Here is a 16,799-nt window from a genome sequence, read left to right as displayed (position 1 = left end):
TAACGAATGGGCGGACAAATTGCGGTGATATCAGCTTTGGAAAATGCCCTAACTCTTCCAGCTTGCGTGCCATAAAGTGAGAACCGCCACAGGCTTCCATCGCGATGGTTGTTGCCGGGCATGTCGCCAGAAATTCGATTAGCTTTGGTCGGGTGAATTTTTTACGGTAAACGGCCTTCCCACGATGATCCTGACAATGAATATGGAAAGAGTTCTTACCCAGATCGATACCAATAAGCGCAATGTTTTCCATGATGGTTCTCCGAATGAAAGCCTGTCCTCAGCATAGTACTGGGAAGGAGGGAGTGACCATCTCATTAAACATCCTACGTTAAGCCTGTTTTTTAAGCAGGCATGACAGGTAGTTTTGAGCGAGGAGCGGACATTAGCCTTATATCCTACCTGAACCGTTCTCTAGAAATTCTTGATAAGCGAATGATTTGGTTAAGCTGGATGCTTACATTCAAAAGAAGCAATCACGTGAGCGTGGTGCAGCAGCTTTTTCGATAATAGCCTGAAAAATTCATGTTTAATCTTAATTATTATAGAAATGCTATAATTGCATAAACTAAACTACCTAGACAAACTCACTTCGACGAGTTTATCTAGCCTTTAATATGAAATTAAAACTCCTTTAAGCCATTTCGGGGAACAACTCTTCAACTTTATGCTCTACTGCATCTGCAATTGATTTTTCTTTGTCTTTTGAATTCAAAATAGAGAGCGTACTACGATATTCAGGAGCAAGTGCATACTCCGTAAATGACGCATCAAAACCAAGTGATTTAACCTTGTTTTCAATATCTGATAAATTAATTTTAAAGAATTCCTTGCGATTATTTACCATGTTTATCCGGTGTGCGGAAAATTCATTGTGCAAGCTAGTTTCAAGTGCTGGAGCATCATCTGAGTAAATCAAGGCGTGAATATCAAATTTAAAAGGCACTGATGCAGATCCCAGTTCATTAACACGATCTTCAGGTTCAAGTCGTCTGGTTAAACCAATTTTATAGACATTCTCTCCAAACGCTCCAATATTAGAAATCACATAGACATGACCGCTTCGAGTTAACTGCGCCTGAGATTTTGCGCGCTCAGACAAAGCTCTTGCCTCTTCTACCTGGAGTTCGAGATCAGCAATTTTGGCTTCAATACGGGATTTTTCTTCAGCATTTGCCTTTTCAAGCTCTTTTCTGGCTCTTTCCATTGCCTTCTGGAAGTCTTTCTCTGCCTTTTGTTCATCGCGAATAGCTTTCTCGTATTCACGCTGTGCTTTCTCTTCCTCTCGTTGCAATTCACGTTCTTCTCTAAGGATTTCTTTCTCATCCTGAATTTTAAGTTCTTTTTCGTGGCAAAGCAGTAACTCTTCCAGCCGCAAATTCAGATAATCATAAGTGATACTTATATTCATTGATTGCCCAAATTTATTGAGTGCATCAAAAGCGCTTTCAATGCGTTTTTTAAGTTGCTCAACATTGCCTACCTTAATTTTTCCTATCGCAGCATCACACTCGCTATTGAATGCTCTTACGAGCAATTTCACATAGCGCTTGATCATTTTTTTACCTTCCGACTTACTACCGTTCACCTCCCAACTAGTATTAAAGTCACAAGCAGCATCTTGTCGAATTAGACTTTTCTGCCTTTCTTTATTGTAACTAATGACTTCCTGGAAAGCTTTGGAATCATGATAGTCGAAACGCGGTTTATATATACCATAATCAATCATATCAACAGAATCACTTACTTCTGCTAATTTTGCAGAGAGTTCCAACAAGAGTTGGCGCTTTTCATTATAAGATTTTTTTAAGTCGGTTAGCTCTTGCTCCTGAGACGCAATGAGCTCTCTCGCTATTTTTTCACGCCTCTGTATATCTGCATCTTTATCTTTAACCTCTTTATCTATCGCTTGGCGTTTTTCATTCACTTCACTATCTATTTCAGTACGCTTATCTTTCACTTCTTTATCAATAGCATTGCGACTGGACTTTTCTTCATCATCCATAGTCTTTTTCATTTTTCGTGCTTCTTCTTCAAGATCAACAATCTTGCTATAACGTAAAAGAACGATTGCATGCTTTTTCTTCAATAAAATATGTATCGCAATCATAACCACGAATAAAACAGCAAGAACACCTACCGCTATTGCTAGTCCCAGGACCATTTAAAAATCCTCTTCCCTTGTAAAAGTAAGGAAATAGTACCAAATGTTGCCATGATTATCATGGTGATATGTTCATGTTTTCTATCCTGAAAATACGAAGTACAACGAGCAGGCAACTTCCGCTCTTGGCACTAAACGGACATCGTTCAGTCCTATACTGCACAAGGTCAATTACGTGTTAATCAAAATTCCAAATAATTTCAGACAGATATTATCTTCGTGAATCTCCCGCATCTTTTCAGGATTGCGGGGCTTGTTATTTTTCACGCTGAGATCTTCGTATGCAAAAGTTGGACGGCCTTAAGGCCTTTGAGCAACCGCTGGCTTTACTGCCATATACGCTTCGCAACCTCATCCTTGAACGTCTTCGTAGCCTGACGCAGTACGAACCTGTGATAGGTATTTTGGGCAAAACAGGGGCTGGTAAGTCGTCACTCTGTAATGCTCTCTTTCAGGGAGAGGTAACACCTGTCAGTAATGTTGACTCTTGCACCCGTGATGTTCTGCGCTTTCGGCTCCGCAATGGCGATCACAGCCTAATGATTATTGATTTGCCAGGGGTGGGTGAAAGCGATCAAAGAGACAAAGAATACGCCGCCCTCTATCGTCACATCCTTCCCGAAGTGGATTTGGTACTCTGGGTTATCAAAGCCGATGATCGCGCTCTGTCGGTGGATGAGCATTTTTATCGAAAGATTATATTTGCCTACCAGCATAGGGTCATATTTGTAGTGAATCAGGCCGACAAGGCCGAACCCTGCCATCAGTGGAATACCACCAGCAATACCCCCTCTCATAGCCAGCAGTCGACAATTGAGGCCAAGCGGAGCGCTGTACAACAGATCTTTCTGCCGCACCATCCAGTCTGTGTTGTATCGGCCCGAACTGGTTGGGGGCTGGATGCGATGGTAGAGACGATGATGCGCTGCCTGCCTGACCGCGCCACCAGCCCATTGACGACACAACTGCATGGAAGGCTCTGCACCGAGCCGGTAAAAAAGCAGGCACGTGAGCGCTTTGGTAATGCAGTGGATGAAATGATTGGCACTGTGGAGTCATCATCTTTTCTGCCAGCGCCTGTAAGGGCTGTGATTCGAACCGTGCGGGAAGCGGTGGTGACTGTTGCTCGTGCTGTATGGGACTGGATTTTCTTCTGACAAACCGCTTATGACGGACATTCCCTGTCCTTTCTTTGCTCAATTAATGAGCGGTTAATCCACTGTTCACGTGCAAGGTCGCATTCCAGCTGCAATCCTCGCACTGAAAAAATACACCTTCCTATGTCCATACCCTGTCCGGCCCCTTCGTTAAACTAATCACTTAATTTTCAGTCTGTTAACAGGATGGAGAATGTCTAATGTCCCAGACTGAGCGTCGCCATGAGAGGCTGGCGATTCGGCTGTCCCTCATTATCAGCCGCCTGATTGCTGGCGAAACGCTGGATATGGACCTTCTTGCCGCAGAGTTTGGGGTGTCGATCCGTACCCTCCGTCGGGACTTTCGTGAGCGACTGATGTATCTGGACCTGGAATACCGTGACGGTACCTGTCGTCTGCTTTCGGGTAGTCATCAGCGCGAACTGGCTGTGCTGACTTTTGCTCGCCAGTCAGGTGTGGAGGCCTTGTTTCCTGACATGGATAACCACATGGTCAGCTCATTACTGAGTGGGCCCGGTGAGTCTCCGTGCCTCATATGGGCAGAGTCGGAGTCATTGCCACCACCCAGGCCAGGCATATTTACACACCTTGTCAGGGCCATATCAGAGCATCGTCGCGTGACTCTGCTGGCTGAAGGTTGTCGTTGCTCAGGGCTTGCACCATACCGCCTCGTACTCTGCGGCGGGCACTGGTATCTGACTGGAGAGCATCATCATCGCGTGGCAGTGTTTCCGCTGAGCGATATCCATGCGGTTACCTTGCACCCGGAACTGTTCGTGCCCGACCTTCAGATTCGTAACGTTCTCGCCGAACCGGAATTACTCAGAGCCCTTCCCCATTTTCACGTTTTTCACTCACTGCTCGCCAGAACCGGCGACGGTCTTTTACCTCATAAGGAATCATGATGAAGAAATTACTGACTACAACGGCACTGGCCGTCAGTCTATGCGCTGGTGCTGCTTTTCCGGCGTCTGCCGAAACTGTCGTGGGTACCGTCAAATTCTGGCAGTACATGCAGGCGGATGGCTGGAAATCAGCCGATGGCATGGACAATGACACGCTGAACAATACGCTCTACCAGGCCAGTGTCATTGGCAATTACCCCTGGACTAAACAATTTCTGCTGCGTCAGCGGGGAGGTGGAGCTTATTTTCTCGCCGATAAAAAAACGCATACCGTGCGCAAGCTGAATCTGAAACCTGCCAGCGGTTATTACTCCGACCTGACATCGGTCTATCAGGGCGAAGACCAGGGGAAGGGGTGTTACTTCACTATCATCGACACCCAGTATCAGCTGGAGCTGGCTGACGAACCTCACAGCAACCAGGTACTTGCTGCATTCCCGGAAAACTGTGTCAACAAACAGCAGCAGGCAGCCCTGGCGGCGAAGCGTTCTGCCTCAGAGCATAAACTGCAGCAGTGGGTAGCCCAACAGAGTCTGGCAGAGCTGTGCCGACGCACCGGCAACTGCTGAAAGGAATCTGCACCATGAAGAAATTGTATCCACCTCTGCTTCCCGTTCTGACAGTTATCGGTGCCATGGGAGTCTCTGGCTGCGACAGTAAGGAAGATGCGGGCGTGAAAACGATAGCCAGGTTTAAGGACCTGACTCCGCCACCGTTCAGCAAGGTTGTGTCGCATAAATCCGATATTGCCCAGGAATGGGTAAAGAAGGATGCCTTCGGTACACCGCAATACACAGTGATGAAAACCCGCCAGTCGCCGGAAGGCTGTGAGTCAGGCAATTATTACTACATTGCTGACATACAGCAGAAAACGGTGCAGCCACTAATGGCAGCCCTGTGCCTTGCGGACAATATCACCCTGAGCTTCAGGATTGAAACCGACAGCTACACGGGTGAGAAATCGGTGGTGTATTCACACGATGGTAAGGAAATGGGGAAACTTTATCTGCCGGTGAATCAGGAGAAAAATCCATGATGAAGCTGAAAGGCGTTATCTCAGCTTTCGCTCTGAGCCTCTGTCTATTGTCACCGGCTCAGGCCGAAGAACAGCGTTACATTAGTATCCGCAACACAGACATGGTCTGGGTGCCAGGTAATTTCTGCGTCTGGCAGTTTCGCCTGGACAACGGTGGAAGTGGCGAAGGGTTCGGGCCTCTGACACTCTCCCTGCGTCTGAAAGATAAAGGGGGGAACACGCTGGCGATGGGTAATATGACGGTGGCTACATTTGGCGACAGCGATGCCACCCGCTCTCAGGAAGCCTCGCTGGAGAACGAATGCGTGGAAAACGTCAGCTCCGTCGAAATCATGAAGGCAACAGAAGAGCGTAATGGTTACCAGATTGACCTGCCACTGTCCGTTTTCGACCCGCAGTACTACCGACCGTTACAAGTCACGGTTGTCGGTGGTAAGGCATCTTAGCCGATTCGTTATCCGTTTGATTCAGCCCCTGTCGCTTATGACTCAGGGGCTTTTTGTTTTAAGGAGACTATATGGCTGAACTCACTGAATTGCCTGATGGACCGTTTACGCGCCAGCAAGCAGAGGCGGTTTCGTCTCAATATTCCAATGTTGCTATAGAGGATGACCAGGGTACACATTTCCGTCTGGTTATTTGTCATGAGGGTTGCATGGTATGGCGAGCCTGGAACTTTGAGCAGGATGCCGGTTACTGGCTGAACAGATATATCGCTCGTTATGGCATCCGCAAATTCCCTGAATAATCATCACCAGCGCATCACCGTTATAAACAAAGTCAGGCCACACTGCCTTCGGGAAGTGTGGCCTTTTGTATTTTTAACCACTGCATATGGAGCTACCTATGCGATTAGCCAGCCGCTTTGGCCGTATAAACCAGATACGCCGTGACCGGCCTCTGACCCACGAAGAGCTGATGAGCCATGTCCCCAGTGTGTTTGGGAGCGACAAGCATGAATCTCGTTCAGACCGTTATACCTACATCCCTACCATCACCATCCTCGAAAGCCTGCAGCATGAAGGCTTTGAGCCGTTCTTTGCCTGCCAGACGAAGGTCCGTGACTTGAGCAAGCGGGAGCACACCAAACACATGCTTCGCCTGCGTCGTGCCGGTCAACTGACCGGACATCAGGTGCCGGAAATCATTCTACTTAACAGCCATGACGGCTCATCAAGCTACCAGATGCTGCCGGGCCTGTTTCGTGGCGTCTGTACCAACGGCCTGGTCTGCGGCCAGTCATTCGGAGAAGTGCGGGTACCGCATAAAGGGAATGTTGTCGAGAAGGTGATTGAAGGGGCTTACGAAGTGCTCGGGGTCTTTGACCGGGTGGATGAGAAACGCGATGCAATGCAGTCTCTGGCGCTACCTGTACCCGCCCGTCACGCACTGGCGAATGCTGCACTGAAGTATCGATTTGGTGAGGACCACCAGCCGGTCACGGTATCGCAGTTGCTGACTCCACGTCGCCGGGAGGACTACAGCGATGACCTGTGGACCGTATACCAGCGCGTGCAGGAGAACCTGATGAAAGGAGGTTTGTCAGGGCGAACCGCTCAGGGGAAAAGCAGCCGCACCCGTGCTGTTACCGGCATTGACGGCGATGTGAAGCTCAATCGCGCCTTGTGGGTTATGGCAGAAAACATGCTCGAGTTTTTCGGGCGTTAAACAACCGCTCCGGCATAAGGAGATAGTTTAATGAATACACAAAACTTTGAGTTCGCTGAGCAGGCAGCAATTACTGCCTCGGTGGTCCCTGACGAGCTACGCATCGGCTTCTGGCCGCAGCACTTTGGCTCCATACCACAATGGATAACCCTTGAGCCCCAAATCTTCGGCTGGATGGATCGCCTGTGCGCTGATTACAGCGGCGGCGTCTGGAGCTTTTACACACTCAGCAATAGCGGCGCATTTATGGCTCCGGAGCCTGACGGTGAGAAATGGACGTTGTTCAACCCGATGAATGGCAACGATGCGGAGATGAGCGGAGAGGCTGCCGGTATAGCAGTCTGCCTGATGGCTTACAGCCACCACGCCTGCCGCACCGAGTGTGACGCTATGACTGGACACTATTATCGCTTACGCGACTACGCGCTAAACCATCCGGAATGCAGCGCCATTATGCATCTTATCGACTAAGGAATGCCTGACATGAATATCGCATTATCCCCGGTATCATCACAGCCTGAACTTTTTCCGCTGGCGGTTATGGCTCAACATGATTACCTGCTTACCGCGACATCCGGATTAACACCCTATGCTCAACGGACCATCCGACGCGCTACCAATCTGCTGGATAAATATCTGCGCCAGCCCGGTATATCCTTTACCTCAAGTACTGCTGCCCGTGACTGGCTTCGGTTACAGCTGGCAGGACAAGAACGGGAAGTGTTTATGGTGCTCTATCTCGATAACCAGCATCGTTTACTGGAGAGTGAAACGCTATTTGCCGGTTCGATTAACCATGTGCAGGTCCATCCCCGTGAGGTAGTGAAATCAGCGCTTCGTTTCAATGCTGCGGCCGTTGTGTTGGCGCATAACCATCCATCCGGTGATCCGGAGCCCAGCCAATGTGACCGCAACATTACGGGCAGGCTTAAAGAAGCGCTGGCACTGGTTGATGTGAACACACTCGATCATCTGGTTATCGGTTCAGATGGAATTGTGTCGTTTGCAGAGCGAGGCTGGATATGAGGGTACTTCAATGAAATCTACTGACTCAGAGAACGATTCATTTCTAAAATGGGGACTGAATTGTAATATGACACCTTGCTTTGGTGCTCGTCTGGTACAGGAGGGAAACCGGCTGCACTATCTGGCTGACCGGGCTAGTATCACCGGTAAGTTCAGCGAAGCAGAATGTCTTAAGCTGGATGCGGCATTCCCGCATTTTATCTGCCAGATGGAATCGATGCTGACTACTGGTGAAATGAATCCTCGCCATGCCCACTGTGTCACCCTGTACCACAATGGTTTCACCTGCGAAGCCGATACCCTTGGCAGTTGCGGCTACGTATACATCGCCGTTTACCTCACTCATCGTTAACTACTTTCACAAGAGCAAATATGAAAACTCTACCTGCAACAAATCCGCAGGCGGCGACGCTATGTCTGTCACCCGTGGCAGTCTGGCAAATGCTGCTTGCACGCCTGCTGGAACAACATTATGGCCTGACACTCAACGACACGCCATTCAGTGATGAAACGGTAATTCAGGAACATATCGATGCCGGTATATCTTTGGCCGATGCCGTTAATTTTCTGGTGGAAAAGTACGGGCTGGTTCGTATTGATCGCAGGGGATTCGACTGGCAAGAACAGTCCCCATATCTGCGGGCAGTCGATATTCTGCGGGCGCGACAGGCAACAGGTTTATTGAAAGCGCGGCACGGTGAACATTGGGAATAGCCTTCCTGATTCACACTGCAGCTTTCCTTACTTATTTAATTTACTCATTCCAAAAAGCATCTGCCGATGCTGGTTGGTGCTTTTACTTATATGGACGAAATATCATGCAAATTGAAGCTGTAATTTTAACTGGGCACATTATCGCAAGCACAATCCGGGAATGCTGGGCCGTCGTTGTTGATGGTTTTGACGCATACTACGAACAAGCTTATGATCCAGCATAATTTCTTTTCCTCATGAAGGGGCTGGTATGGGCAACAGAATGTGGATGATCCGCGGTGACGGCGGCAAGCTCTATGACGATTTTCGCGATAAGCAAATTGTAGGCATCGGTTGGTCTCAGCTGGCTCCATTAGTCAAACCCGGCCTATCCCGAGCCCAGTTACTCGCCTTATACCAGGAGGCTGATCCCTTAACAAAGCTCGGAACAGCCCGTTCTGGCGCATCGCAGGTCTGGCGTTTTGTGAATGAGATCCAAAAGGGTGATTGGGTTATTACCTATTCGCCAGCCAACCGTACTTATTTGCTAGGCAAAGTTACTTCAGACTTCCAGTATCATCCTGAATGGGTGGAAGAGGGGATGGGTATCGCTCGGCAGGTTAAATGGAATACTCAAGAAATAGACCGCGATAGACTGTCTGTTGCTACCAAAAACACATTGGGTTCCACGCTGACGGTTTTCCAGCTTCCAGAATATGCTCTAGAAGAGCTTTTGCAGGATAAGAAACCCACTGTAGACGCTATTACTCATAATCTAACAGCGACAGATGAAGATGAGGTCGTTTCTGATCCGCTTCGCGATGTGGAGTCGTTGGCGCGTGAAGGTATTAAAGATCGAGTTAATGGGCTCGATCCGAAGGAGATGGAGTATCTGGTTGCAGGAGTTTTACGCAGCATGGGATATAAAACACAGGTGTCTCCTGTGGGTCCAGATCGTGGGAAGGATATCATCGCATCACCTGATGGATTTGGATTTGAGAATCCACGTATCGTCGTTGAGGTAAAACATCGTAGGGAGCAAATGGGGAGTCAGCAGATTCGCAGCTTTATTGGCGGTCGCCATAAAGACGATCGCGGTCTTTATGTCAGTACCGGTGGTTTTACAAAAGATGCTCGCTATGAGGCCGATCGTTCGACGATACCTCTGACGCTTTGGACGCTTGATGATCTCGTCCGTGCTCTTATTGAGAACTACGAACAAGTCGATATCGAGACCAAACTCTTGGTGCCTCTGAAGAAAACTTTCCTGCCTGCCTGAATCTTGCTTTGATAGCCATATCGGTGTTCTACTGGTATGGCTTTATACCCACTCGCGATGTCTATTTTTTATACGGATTTTAACTTGTGGGTACAAGTGTGGGTATAAATAATTATTCCTGCTTATAAACTACATTGATATCAGTCTATTGGGTGTGAAATTCGAGTCCGGCCTTCGCACTCACCCTCTAAACACCTCCTTCCTGTGCCACTCCACAAACCCTTCTTTTGGATAATTCTCGCGCATCATCGGTAGAGCAATCTCCTTCCCGTCGAAATCCCAGAACAGTCTGCCCACCATACCGCTGCCATTCACTGCGGGCGACACTTGAACTCGCATACTCTCATCCAGCCCAATCGAACTTTTATCAAATGCTTTATGGTGGATTGCACACAGCGCCAGGCCGTTTGAAATCTCGCACGGACCGCCGTGCTGTTTCCATTTGATATGGGCGGCTTCCAGGGCAACCGAAGTGCTGTCGTGGCGCATATTGAAGCCACAAATGGCGCATTCATAGTTATAGGCACGCAGAACCTGCTGGCGGAACAACGGGTCCCGCTGTTTGCGGATTTGCAGGATATCAAATCCCAGTTCATCCGCGATCTCTTCCTGAATGCTTTCGGTGAAATGCGCCGCGAGGATTTGCTGGGCCAGGGCGTTAATGAGGTTGTTGCTCTTTTTCAGCAGGGCAAAATGTTGTTCATCAAAGCCTCCGGCAACGTTATGCGTCACCAGTTCTCCGGCAGGGGGCTGTTTGCTGCTGCCGGACGTTGAACAATGCTCGGCGTTTTGTAGCTCCCAGAACCCATCTCCCTGTAAGCGCCAGAAGGGCATATCCGGGCGGTACTGCGCGCGCTGTGGTCCAAATCGCTCCAGCAGGCTATGCAACGGGTCGCGAACTTCCGTACCGTAGTCAAACAGGCGACCGTGACCCTGCTGATAACCCGCCAGTACATGAAGCAGCAGTAGGGGCTTGTGCGGTGCGCGCTGCTCGCCTTTACGCCAGATGGTGATATCGGCAATTGCCTGTTGCAGGGTTTTACTGGACGTCATTGATTTCATTATCAGGTAAATAATTGCGATGATGCTCGCAAAATATCACCTGATCAAGAAAAGGTGGGTAGATGCGCTATCGACGTCACTTATTGGTATCAATTTGATAAAGCACTATGCGTTGCACGTTGTCTGACATCAACGACTTCACTTTTATCTTTTCTGAAAAACTAATATCCCACGACTGTTACCCGTCTGGATACTCAGGAGTACGATGAACAGGGAAATTTTTGCATATCGGATGATCGCTTATGGTGACGGATAGCGAGGTGTTGGAGTTTTTTCGGGGGGAGTTATCTCTCGCGGTAACGTTTACTTTCAAGCCTGTCCCAATTGAACTTGATACGCCGCTGCAAGGTTACGCTGAATGGGATGAATTACCGTATGCCATTGAAGATATTGGAGAGAAATATAACGTTGATGTTTCAGCCATTGATTTTGAGGCCTATTACCCGTGGGAAAGAGAATCGGTCTATCGAAAGTGGTTTACCAAAAAATCCATCAGGCAAGTGTCAAAACCGCTTACTGTACGTATGTTTGCAGAATCAGCCAGAGCAGGTCGCTGGTTATATGATTGACTGTATGCTTACAGAGGACACTGACGCAATTAGATGTTGGTGAAGTACAAGCGCTAATGGATGCGTTTTTTAAAGATTTTCAGGTAGCCAGAGGGAATTTTAAGATTGAATCTTACTATCCTGAGAATAATGGCAATATCAGTTTACTAAAAATTTTTAGGTTGATCTCGCTGTTTATTAAAGAGGGATTGCTTCGCTTGTCCACGGAATATATGCTTTAATCACCAGCACATGCTTTCTGTGCTGGTGAGATACTCAATGACAGTCACGAAATTACTCTGTGATTCCAGTCATCTTTATAAATGATATTCCCATCACAGTGCTTCCAGGTAATAGCTTCATATCTTAACTGAATAGTTTTATTCTGGGTTCCTGTTCCCGAACCTGGGAATAAGTTTGGTGTGATGCCTGTCACTTTTACATTTTCTAAAATGATATTAAAATATTCACTTTCAATACCAACCTCCAGAATTTGATACATTTTTATTGTGGCTGATTTTAATGTCTGGTTTTCACTTAACGCCTTATATAAAAGGGGCGTTGTTTTATCAAACTCTTTCTGTATTGTAATCGGCACGTGCACACGAGTTCCTGTTAGTCTACCTGTATTTCCATCTACAGGGACAGACAGGTGATGGGTGATTGCTTTCAGTTCAATAGCACCAATGCGTCCAGCGACTTGTGAGTTTCCCATTACAGGGGAGCCATTTGCATCGGTTAACCACAGATAGGCTGGGTTTGACATGATTAGCCCTTATCTATATTTATATGGGAAGGGAAATAAAGCATGATGATAATCCAAATGAACGTTCCAATAATTTTTATGGGCCAGGGGTCAAGAAAAGAGAAACAGGCGAGGATTCCTGCGATCAGCAATGGTCCGGATAATAGGTCAAGTACCCCACCCAATAGACGCATTTTCGTGGGTAAAAACCTGTTTACGATAGAAGCGATAATATAAATACTCCCTACGATGATAATAACGGCAAGGGTTTTATCTTGCCATGAATCGAATTCGAACAAGCAAATTAAACATAAGGTAACTACATAACCGCTAAGAATTATATTTATTATCGGAATAGTAAACTTACTCATATCACTATGCCTCGGTAGTTTTATTTACATTATTGTTATGAATGTTTTTCTTACCAGATATAGCACTCAATCACTACATTATGTCTGCCTGGTACATTACTACTAATGGCATGATATTTATTTTATCTGAAAATAGACTTTATACGGTAGTCATCTTTATTCTTCGTGATTCCCCTGGAGTACGATAAGCAAGCAAATCATTGAGGGAAGAAGGGGGACTGATGGATACAGTAGAGGAACTCAACGGAACATACTTTTATGCCGGTCGCTCTAACCTTACCGCGTCTGAATTGTTTTTCATGATTTTCTGCGAAACCACAGCAGATCACTTTGGGGTTGATGTGTTAGCAATGGTTGCACTTTACAGCGGCGTTAACAATCAGAAAACGAGAGCCAAGCCTAAAGGGGCAAAGGAAGGTACATCCCGGATATCTAAAGCAATGCGGAGGTATTTTAAAACTGCCAAATTTCCTTTTGGCATAAAATTACCAACCTGGGTTGGCGGCTATACTCCCTGGACGGCAAAACGACGAATGGTTACGAAAATAAGTACATTTGTAGGTCGGACGATTCCCCTAATAGGGGAGGTGATTTTATTCGCTGATGTTTCGATAATCACTTACTGCTCAATACGCGATTACAATCGTATAGCGCGGGGTAATGATAAGTTATGGTAGATGATATTGAGCAACGTGTTTTTGCACTGGTAAGACGCTACAACGGTGTTTATTTATTCAATAATGAAAAGAAGCAAAGCTTGCTAACGATTGACAGTGATTTTGACACTGACATGCAGTTTGATGTTAGTGAAGCAGAAGAGCTAATGGATGAGTTTTTTGAAGAATTTCAGGTCGCCAGAGGGAATTTTAAGATTGAAACTTACTATCCTGATGAGCCTTTCTCATGGAATCCCTTCAAGAAGTTACGACCTGTTCCTGTGCCTGATTTCACTATCGGGATGTTGATTGCATCGGCAAAAGCCGGGAAATGGTTATACGACTAAGTGGTAAGGAGTGCAAAAAATGGCTGTACCAGTACACTTATTTTTGACTGATGATGGCGGTGCAGTTATCCGCGGTTCTTCTGATGTTGCTGCTCGTGAGGGAAGCATTGAACTACGGGGTTTGTACCATAATTTAAACATCCCGACAGATCCAATGACCGGCAAGGTTACTGGCACCCGTCAGCATTCGCCATTCCAATTCACCAAAGAACTTGATAGTTCGTCTCCCTATCTTTTCAAGGCGACAGCAACGGGCCAGACGTTTAAAACTGCTGACTTTCGTTTCTACCATATCAATGATGCAGGGCAGGAGGTGGAGTATTATCGGATCACGCTGGAAAACGTAAAGGTCATTTCAGTCAGTCCGGTTATGCATGACACGAGAGGTTGTCCGGGTACGGGTCATATGGAAGAAGTTGCAATGAATTACGAGAAGATCACTCATCTCTATAAAGACGGTAATCTTTTAGCACATGATTCCTGGAACGAACGCGCCACGGCATAATTGAATGATGTTGCAGCCACTCTAAAAAGGCGCCCACAGGCGCCTTTAGCAAGACCGTTACCCCTTCGACCCTTTCCCCGCAATCACCGCGATAAACTCCAGCACCTGCTTTTGCTTGCGTGCGGAGAGCTTTTCTACTTTGCGCAGCGATTGCATCAGTTCTGACTCTTCGGGCTGGGGCGTTTGGGCGGTGAGCACGATGCAGCCTTGCATTACGCGCACATCGACGCGGGTGCCGGTGTCGAATCCGGCGGCTTTCAGCCACATCCCCTTCATCACGATGGACGGAAACTGGACGTACTTCACCGGCAGACGGCTGTAATCGGGATAACGGCTCGCATATCCCACCTTCAGGCGACGGTTATCTGCGGCGTGCACTTCTGGATCAAACGAAACTGCAATACAATGCGTATCAGTCATGGTGACTATTCCTTGTAAATAGTGACTGTGATCAGCGATGCGGGGGTGTTGGTAGCACCTTCGCATCGCGCTAATAAAACCCCTGTAAATTACGCCAGTACCTCGGGTGAAGTCCAGATGTAAATACAATGAAATAAGCGCGATTAGCACGCTTTTGGAATAAATAGAAAACGCCCTCATCCCAATAATTCCGTATTATTCACCATATAAATTCATCACCTTTTACACGCCCAAATATTCCCGCGTTCCAGAAAACAACGCCTGTCGGCATCGGGCAAAAAATGCGATCTGAATCACTGAAGCAAATAGCAAACTCTGAAACAACACCGTTTTGTACACTTTGCTTTACACTTTTAGTGATGTAAATCACAAATATCACTCCGTGAAGTGATCCGACTCTCACAAAATGAGGTGTACTCATTCAGCAATACATTACGAGCACAGCCTGGAAAGTTAAGTTTTCAGTATTTCCACTCTCCGCAGACACACTACGATGAATGGCAAATCGAAACGCAAAAAAAAACTTGTTGAATATTAACGGGTAAAAAAAAGGCGTGTGATTTGCATCACTCACATTTACAGCTTTTTAAATTATTGCCAGTGATTAATGTTGACCGGGCTATTTCCATAATCAATCAAATCTTGCATAGTGCCTCCACATTATTTCTCCCCCTGGCTCAGGAGGCGAATAGTTATATTTCATCAGACTTTATTGATGAACCAGGTATGCTTTACTTCACATTAATACGTACATGACCACTGTTACTGGAGAAACAAAATGAATTATCCGGCAGAACCCTTCCGTATTAAAAGCGTTGAAACTGTATCTATGATCCCGCGTGATGAGCGCCTTAAGAAAATGCAAGAAGCGGGTTACAATACTTTCCTGTTAAATTCGAAAGATATTTATATTGACCTGCTGACCGACAGTGGCACCAACGCAATGAGCGACAAGCAGTGGGCCGGAATGATGATGGGTGATGAAGCGTACGCGGGCAGCGAAAACTTCTATCATCTGGAAAGAACCGTGCAGGAACTGTTCGGCTTTAAACATATTGTTCCGACTCACCAGGGCCGCGGCGCAGAAAACTTATTATCACAACTGGCTATTAAACCAGGGCAATATGTTGCTGGTAATATGTATTTCACTACTACCCGTTATCACCAGGAAAAAAATGGTGCGGTGTTTGTCGATATCGTTCGTGACGAAGCGCACGATGCCGGTCTGAATATTGCGTTTAAAGGTGATATCGATCTTAAAAAATTACAAAAGCTGATTGATGAAAAAGGCGCAGAGAATATTGCGTATATCTGCCTGGCGGTGACGGTTAACCTCGCGGGCGGCCAGCCGGTCTCCATGGCGAACATGCGTGCGGTGCGTGAACTGACGGCAGCACACGGTATTAAAGTGTTCTACGACGCTACCCGCTGCGTGGAAAACGCCTACTTTATCAAAGAGCAAGAGCAGGGCTTTGAGAACAAGAGCATCGCCGAGATCGTGCATGAGATGTTCAGCTACGCCGACGGTTGTACCATGAGTGGTAAAAAAGACTGTCTGGTGAACATCGGCGGTTTCCTGTGCATGAACGATGACGAAATGTTCTCTTCTGCCAAAGAGTTAGTCGTGGTGTACGAAGGGATGCCATCTTACGGCGGTCTGGCCGGACGCGACATGGAAGCCATGGCGATTGGCCTGCGTGAAGCCATGCAGTATGAGTACATCGAGCACCGCGTGAAGCAGGTTCGCTACCTGGGCGATAAGCTGAAAGCCGCTGGCGTACCGATTGTTGAACCGGTGGGCGGTCACGCGGTATTCCTCGATGCGCGTCGCTTCTGCGAGCACCTGACGCAGGACGAGTTCCCGGCACAAAGTCTGGCTGCCAGCATCTATGTGGAAACCGGCGTACGCAGTATGGAACGCGGAATTATCTCTGCGGGCCGTAATAACGTGACCGGTGAACACCACAGACCGAAACTGGAAACTGTGCGTCTGACTATTCCACGTCGTGTTTATACCTACGCACATATGGATGTCGTGGCTGACGGTATTATTAAACTTTACCAGCACAAAGAAGATATTCGCGGGCTGAAGTTTATTTACGAGCCTAAGCAGCTGCGTTTCTTTACTGCACGCTTTGATTACATCTAAAAAATAGTTATGGCCCCATCACATGATGGGGCTTTTTTGTATTATTTTTCCATGAACAGGAAGCCTTT

23 protein-coding genes and 1 pseudogene are annotated in these 16,799 nt (G+C 47.2%); 18 read left to right on the top strand and 6 right to left on the bottom strand.

Going from position 1 to position 16,799, the window contains the following annotated elements; all coding sequences use genetic code 11:
* Both RYZ59_RS21285 and RYZ59_RS21280 read right to left on the bottom strand, forming a co-directional pair.
* Positions 1-253: pseudogene (locus RYZ59_RS21285) on the bottom strand (IS110 family transposase); the annotation flags it as partial.
* 381 nt (positions 254-634) lie between these two features.
* A complete protein-coding gene (locus RYZ59_RS21280; RefSeq protein ID WP_318050434.1) occupies positions 635-2,164 on the bottom strand; it encodes a DUF4041 domain-containing protein in 1,530 nt (509 codons plus the stop codon).
* Between the two features lie 281 nt (positions 2,165-2,445).
* Here RYZ59_RS21280 and RYZ59_RS21275 point away from each other — a divergent pair, with 281 nt between their 5' ends.
* The 12 genes from RYZ59_RS21275 (at position 2,446) to RYZ59_RS21220 (ending at position 9,928) form a co-directional block, all read left to right on the top strand.
* Positions 2,446-3,321, top strand: a complete 876-nt coding sequence (locus tag RYZ59_RS21275) for a GTPase family protein (protein ID WP_318050436.1) — start codon at positions 2,446-2,448, stop codon at positions 3,319-3,321.
* A 200-nt stretch (positions 3,322-3,521) separates the two neighbouring features.
* Positions 3,522-4,226, top strand: a complete 705-nt coding sequence (locus tag RYZ59_RS21270) for a helix-turn-helix transcriptional regulator (RefSeq protein ID WP_318050438.1) — start codon at positions 3,522-3,524, stop codon at positions 4,224-4,226.
* Positions 4,226-4,795: a hypothetical protein gene (locus RYZ59_RS21265; RefSeq protein ID WP_318050541.1), complete on the top strand. Its 570-nt coding sequence runs from the start codon at positions 4,226-4,228 to the stop codon at positions 4,793-4,795. The genes RYZ59_RS21270 and RYZ59_RS21265 overlap by 1 nt, the downstream gene beginning before the upstream one ends.
* Before the next feature lie 14 nt (positions 4,796-4,809).
* A complete protein-coding gene (locus RYZ59_RS21260) occupies positions 4,810-5,262 on the top strand; it encodes a YfjS/YafY family lipoprotein (protein ID WP_163374931.1) in 453 nt (150 codons plus the stop codon).
* Positions 5,259-5,708 (top strand): IrmA family protein, encoded by a 450-nt coding sequence (locus tag RYZ59_RS21255; protein WP_318050441.1) that lies wholly within the window; start codon positions 5,259-5,261, stop codon positions 5,706-5,708. The genes RYZ59_RS21260 and RYZ59_RS21255 overlap by 4 nt, the downstream gene beginning before the upstream one ends.
* 71 nt (positions 5,709-5,779) lie before the next feature.
* On the top strand, positions 5,780-6,010 hold the full coding sequence (locus RYZ59_RS21250; protein WP_318050443.1) for a DUF905 domain-containing protein: 231 nt from the start codon (positions 5,780-5,782) through the stop codon (positions 6,008-6,010).
* Positions 6,011-6,108: 98 nt separating this feature from the next.
* Positions 6,109-6,930, top strand: a complete 822-nt coding sequence (locus RYZ59_RS21245; RefSeq protein ID WP_318050445.1) for a DUF932 domain-containing protein — start codon at positions 6,109-6,111, stop codon at positions 6,928-6,930.
* A 30-nt stretch (positions 6,931-6,960) separates the two neighbouring features.
* Positions 6,961-7,401: an antirestriction protein gene (locus RYZ59_RS21240; protein WP_318050447.1), complete on the top strand. Its 441-nt coding sequence runs from the start codon at positions 6,961-6,963 to the stop codon at positions 7,399-7,401.
* A 12-nt stretch (positions 7,402-7,413) separates the two neighbouring features.
* Entirely contained in the window at positions 7,414-7,956 is a 543-nt protein-coding gene (radC, locus tag RYZ59_RS21235; protein ID WP_017880113.1) for a RadC family protein, read from the top strand.
* Positions 7,957-7,966: 10 nt separating this feature from the next.
* Complete coding sequence (locus RYZ59_RS21230; protein ID WP_318050451.1) at positions 7,967-8,308, top strand: type IV toxin-antitoxin system YeeU family antitoxin; 342 nt, start codon at positions 7,967-7,969, stop codon at positions 8,306-8,308.
* Positions 8,309-8,328: 20 nt separating this feature from the next.
* On the top strand, positions 8,329-8,670 hold the full coding sequence (locus tag RYZ59_RS21225; RefSeq protein ID WP_318050453.1) for a TA system toxin CbtA family protein: 342 nt from the start codon (positions 8,329-8,331) through the stop codon (positions 8,668-8,670).
* A gap of 250 nt (positions 8,671-8,920) precedes the next feature.
* Entirely contained in the window at positions 8,921-9,928 is a 1,008-nt protein-coding gene (locus RYZ59_RS21220; protein WP_047041139.1) for a restriction endonuclease, read from the top strand.
* 180 nt (positions 9,929-10,108) lie between these two features.
* Here the strand turns inward: RYZ59_RS21220 and RYZ59_RS21215 are convergent, their stop codons facing one another.
* A complete protein-coding gene (locus RYZ59_RS21215; RefSeq protein WP_318050458.1) occupies positions 10,109-10,981 on the bottom strand; it encodes a phosphorothioated DNA-binding restriction endonuclease in 873 nt (290 codons plus the stop codon).
* A gap of 251 nt (positions 10,982-11,232) precedes the next feature.
* Here RYZ59_RS21215 and RYZ59_RS21210 point away from each other — a divergent pair, with 251 nt between their 5' ends.
* Together RYZ59_RS21210 and RYZ59_RS21205 are read left to right on the top strand one after the other, a co-directional pair.
* Positions 11,233-11,559 carry a DUF1493 family protein gene (locus RYZ59_RS21210; RefSeq protein ID WP_271449427.1) on the top strand — a complete coding sequence of 109 codons (327 nt, stop codon included), beginning with the start codon at positions 11,233-11,235 and terminating at the stop codon, positions 11,557-11,559.
* The gene (locus RYZ59_RS21205; protein WP_318050461.1) at positions 11,556-11,780 is read left to right on the top strand and encodes a DUF1493 family protein; all 225 of its coding nucleotides are present in this window, start codon (positions 11,556-11,558) and stop codon (positions 11,778-11,780) included. The genes RYZ59_RS21210 and RYZ59_RS21205 overlap by 4 nt, the downstream gene beginning before the upstream one ends.
* A gap of 44 nt (positions 11,781-11,824) precedes the next feature.
* On the opposite strand, the gene RYZ59_RS21200 is transcribed toward RYZ59_RS21205, so the two are convergent.
* Positions 11,825-12,304 (bottom strand): Hcp family type VI secretion system effector, encoded by a 480-nt coding sequence (locus RYZ59_RS21200; protein WP_318050463.1) that lies wholly within the window; start codon positions 12,302-12,304, stop codon positions 11,825-11,827.
* 2 nt (positions 12,305-12,306) lie between these two features.
* Positions 12,307-12,654: a hypothetical protein gene (locus RYZ59_RS21195; protein WP_318050465.1), complete on the bottom strand. Its 348-nt coding sequence runs from the start codon at positions 12,652-12,654 to the stop codon at positions 12,307-12,309.
* A gap of 221 nt (positions 12,655-12,875) precedes the next feature.
* Between RYZ59_RS21195 and RYZ59_RS21190 the strand changes: the two genes are divergently transcribed.
* The 3 genes from RYZ59_RS21190 to RYZ59_RS21180 are packed head-to-tail and all read left to right on the top strand — an operon-like array spanning position 12,876 to position 14,162.
* Positions 12,876-13,331 carry an STM2901 family protein gene (locus RYZ59_RS21190; protein ID WP_094760969.1) on the top strand — a complete coding sequence of 152 codons (456 nt, stop codon included), beginning with the start codon at positions 12,876-12,878 and terminating at the stop codon, positions 13,329-13,331.
* Positions 13,325-13,657 carry a DUF1493 family protein gene (locus RYZ59_RS21185; protein ID WP_094760968.1) on the top strand — a complete coding sequence of 111 codons (333 nt, stop codon included), beginning with the start codon at positions 13,325-13,327 and terminating at the stop codon, positions 13,655-13,657. Before RYZ59_RS21190 ends, RYZ59_RS21185 begins: the two co-directional genes overlap by 7 nt.
* A 19-nt stretch (positions 13,658-13,676) precedes the next feature.
* Entirely contained in the window at positions 13,677-14,162 is a 486-nt protein-coding gene (locus RYZ59_RS21180) for an Hcp family type VI secretion system effector (RefSeq protein ID WP_094760967.1), read from the top strand.
* A 57-nt stretch (positions 14,163-14,219) separates the two neighbouring features.
* On the opposite strand, the gene symE is transcribed toward RYZ59_RS21180, so the two are convergent.
* The gene (gene symE / locus RYZ59_RS21175; protein ID WP_318050470.1) at positions 14,220-14,582 is read right to left on the bottom strand and encodes an endoribonuclease SymE; all 363 of its coding nucleotides are present in this window, start codon (positions 14,580-14,582) and stop codon (positions 14,220-14,222) included.
* A gap of 778 nt (positions 14,583-15,360) precedes the next feature.
* Between symE and RYZ59_RS21170 the strand changes: the two genes are divergently transcribed.
* Positions 15,361-16,731 carry a tyrosine phenol-lyase gene (locus tag RYZ59_RS21170; RefSeq protein ID WP_016155590.1) on the top strand — a complete coding sequence of 457 codons (1,371 nt, stop codon included), beginning with the start codon at positions 15,361-15,363 and terminating at the stop codon, positions 16,729-16,731.
* Positions 16,732-16,799: the final 68 nt, after the last annotated feature.

Origin of the sequence: Citrobacter sp. HN-141 (assembly GCF_033341895.1) — a bacterium.
Classification (GTDB): Bacteria; Pseudomonadota; Gammaproteobacteria; order Enterobacterales; family Enterobacteriaceae; genus Citrobacter.
Note: the sequence above shows the minus strand (reverse complement) of the source record. Positions and strands in the feature narration are given on the sequence as shown.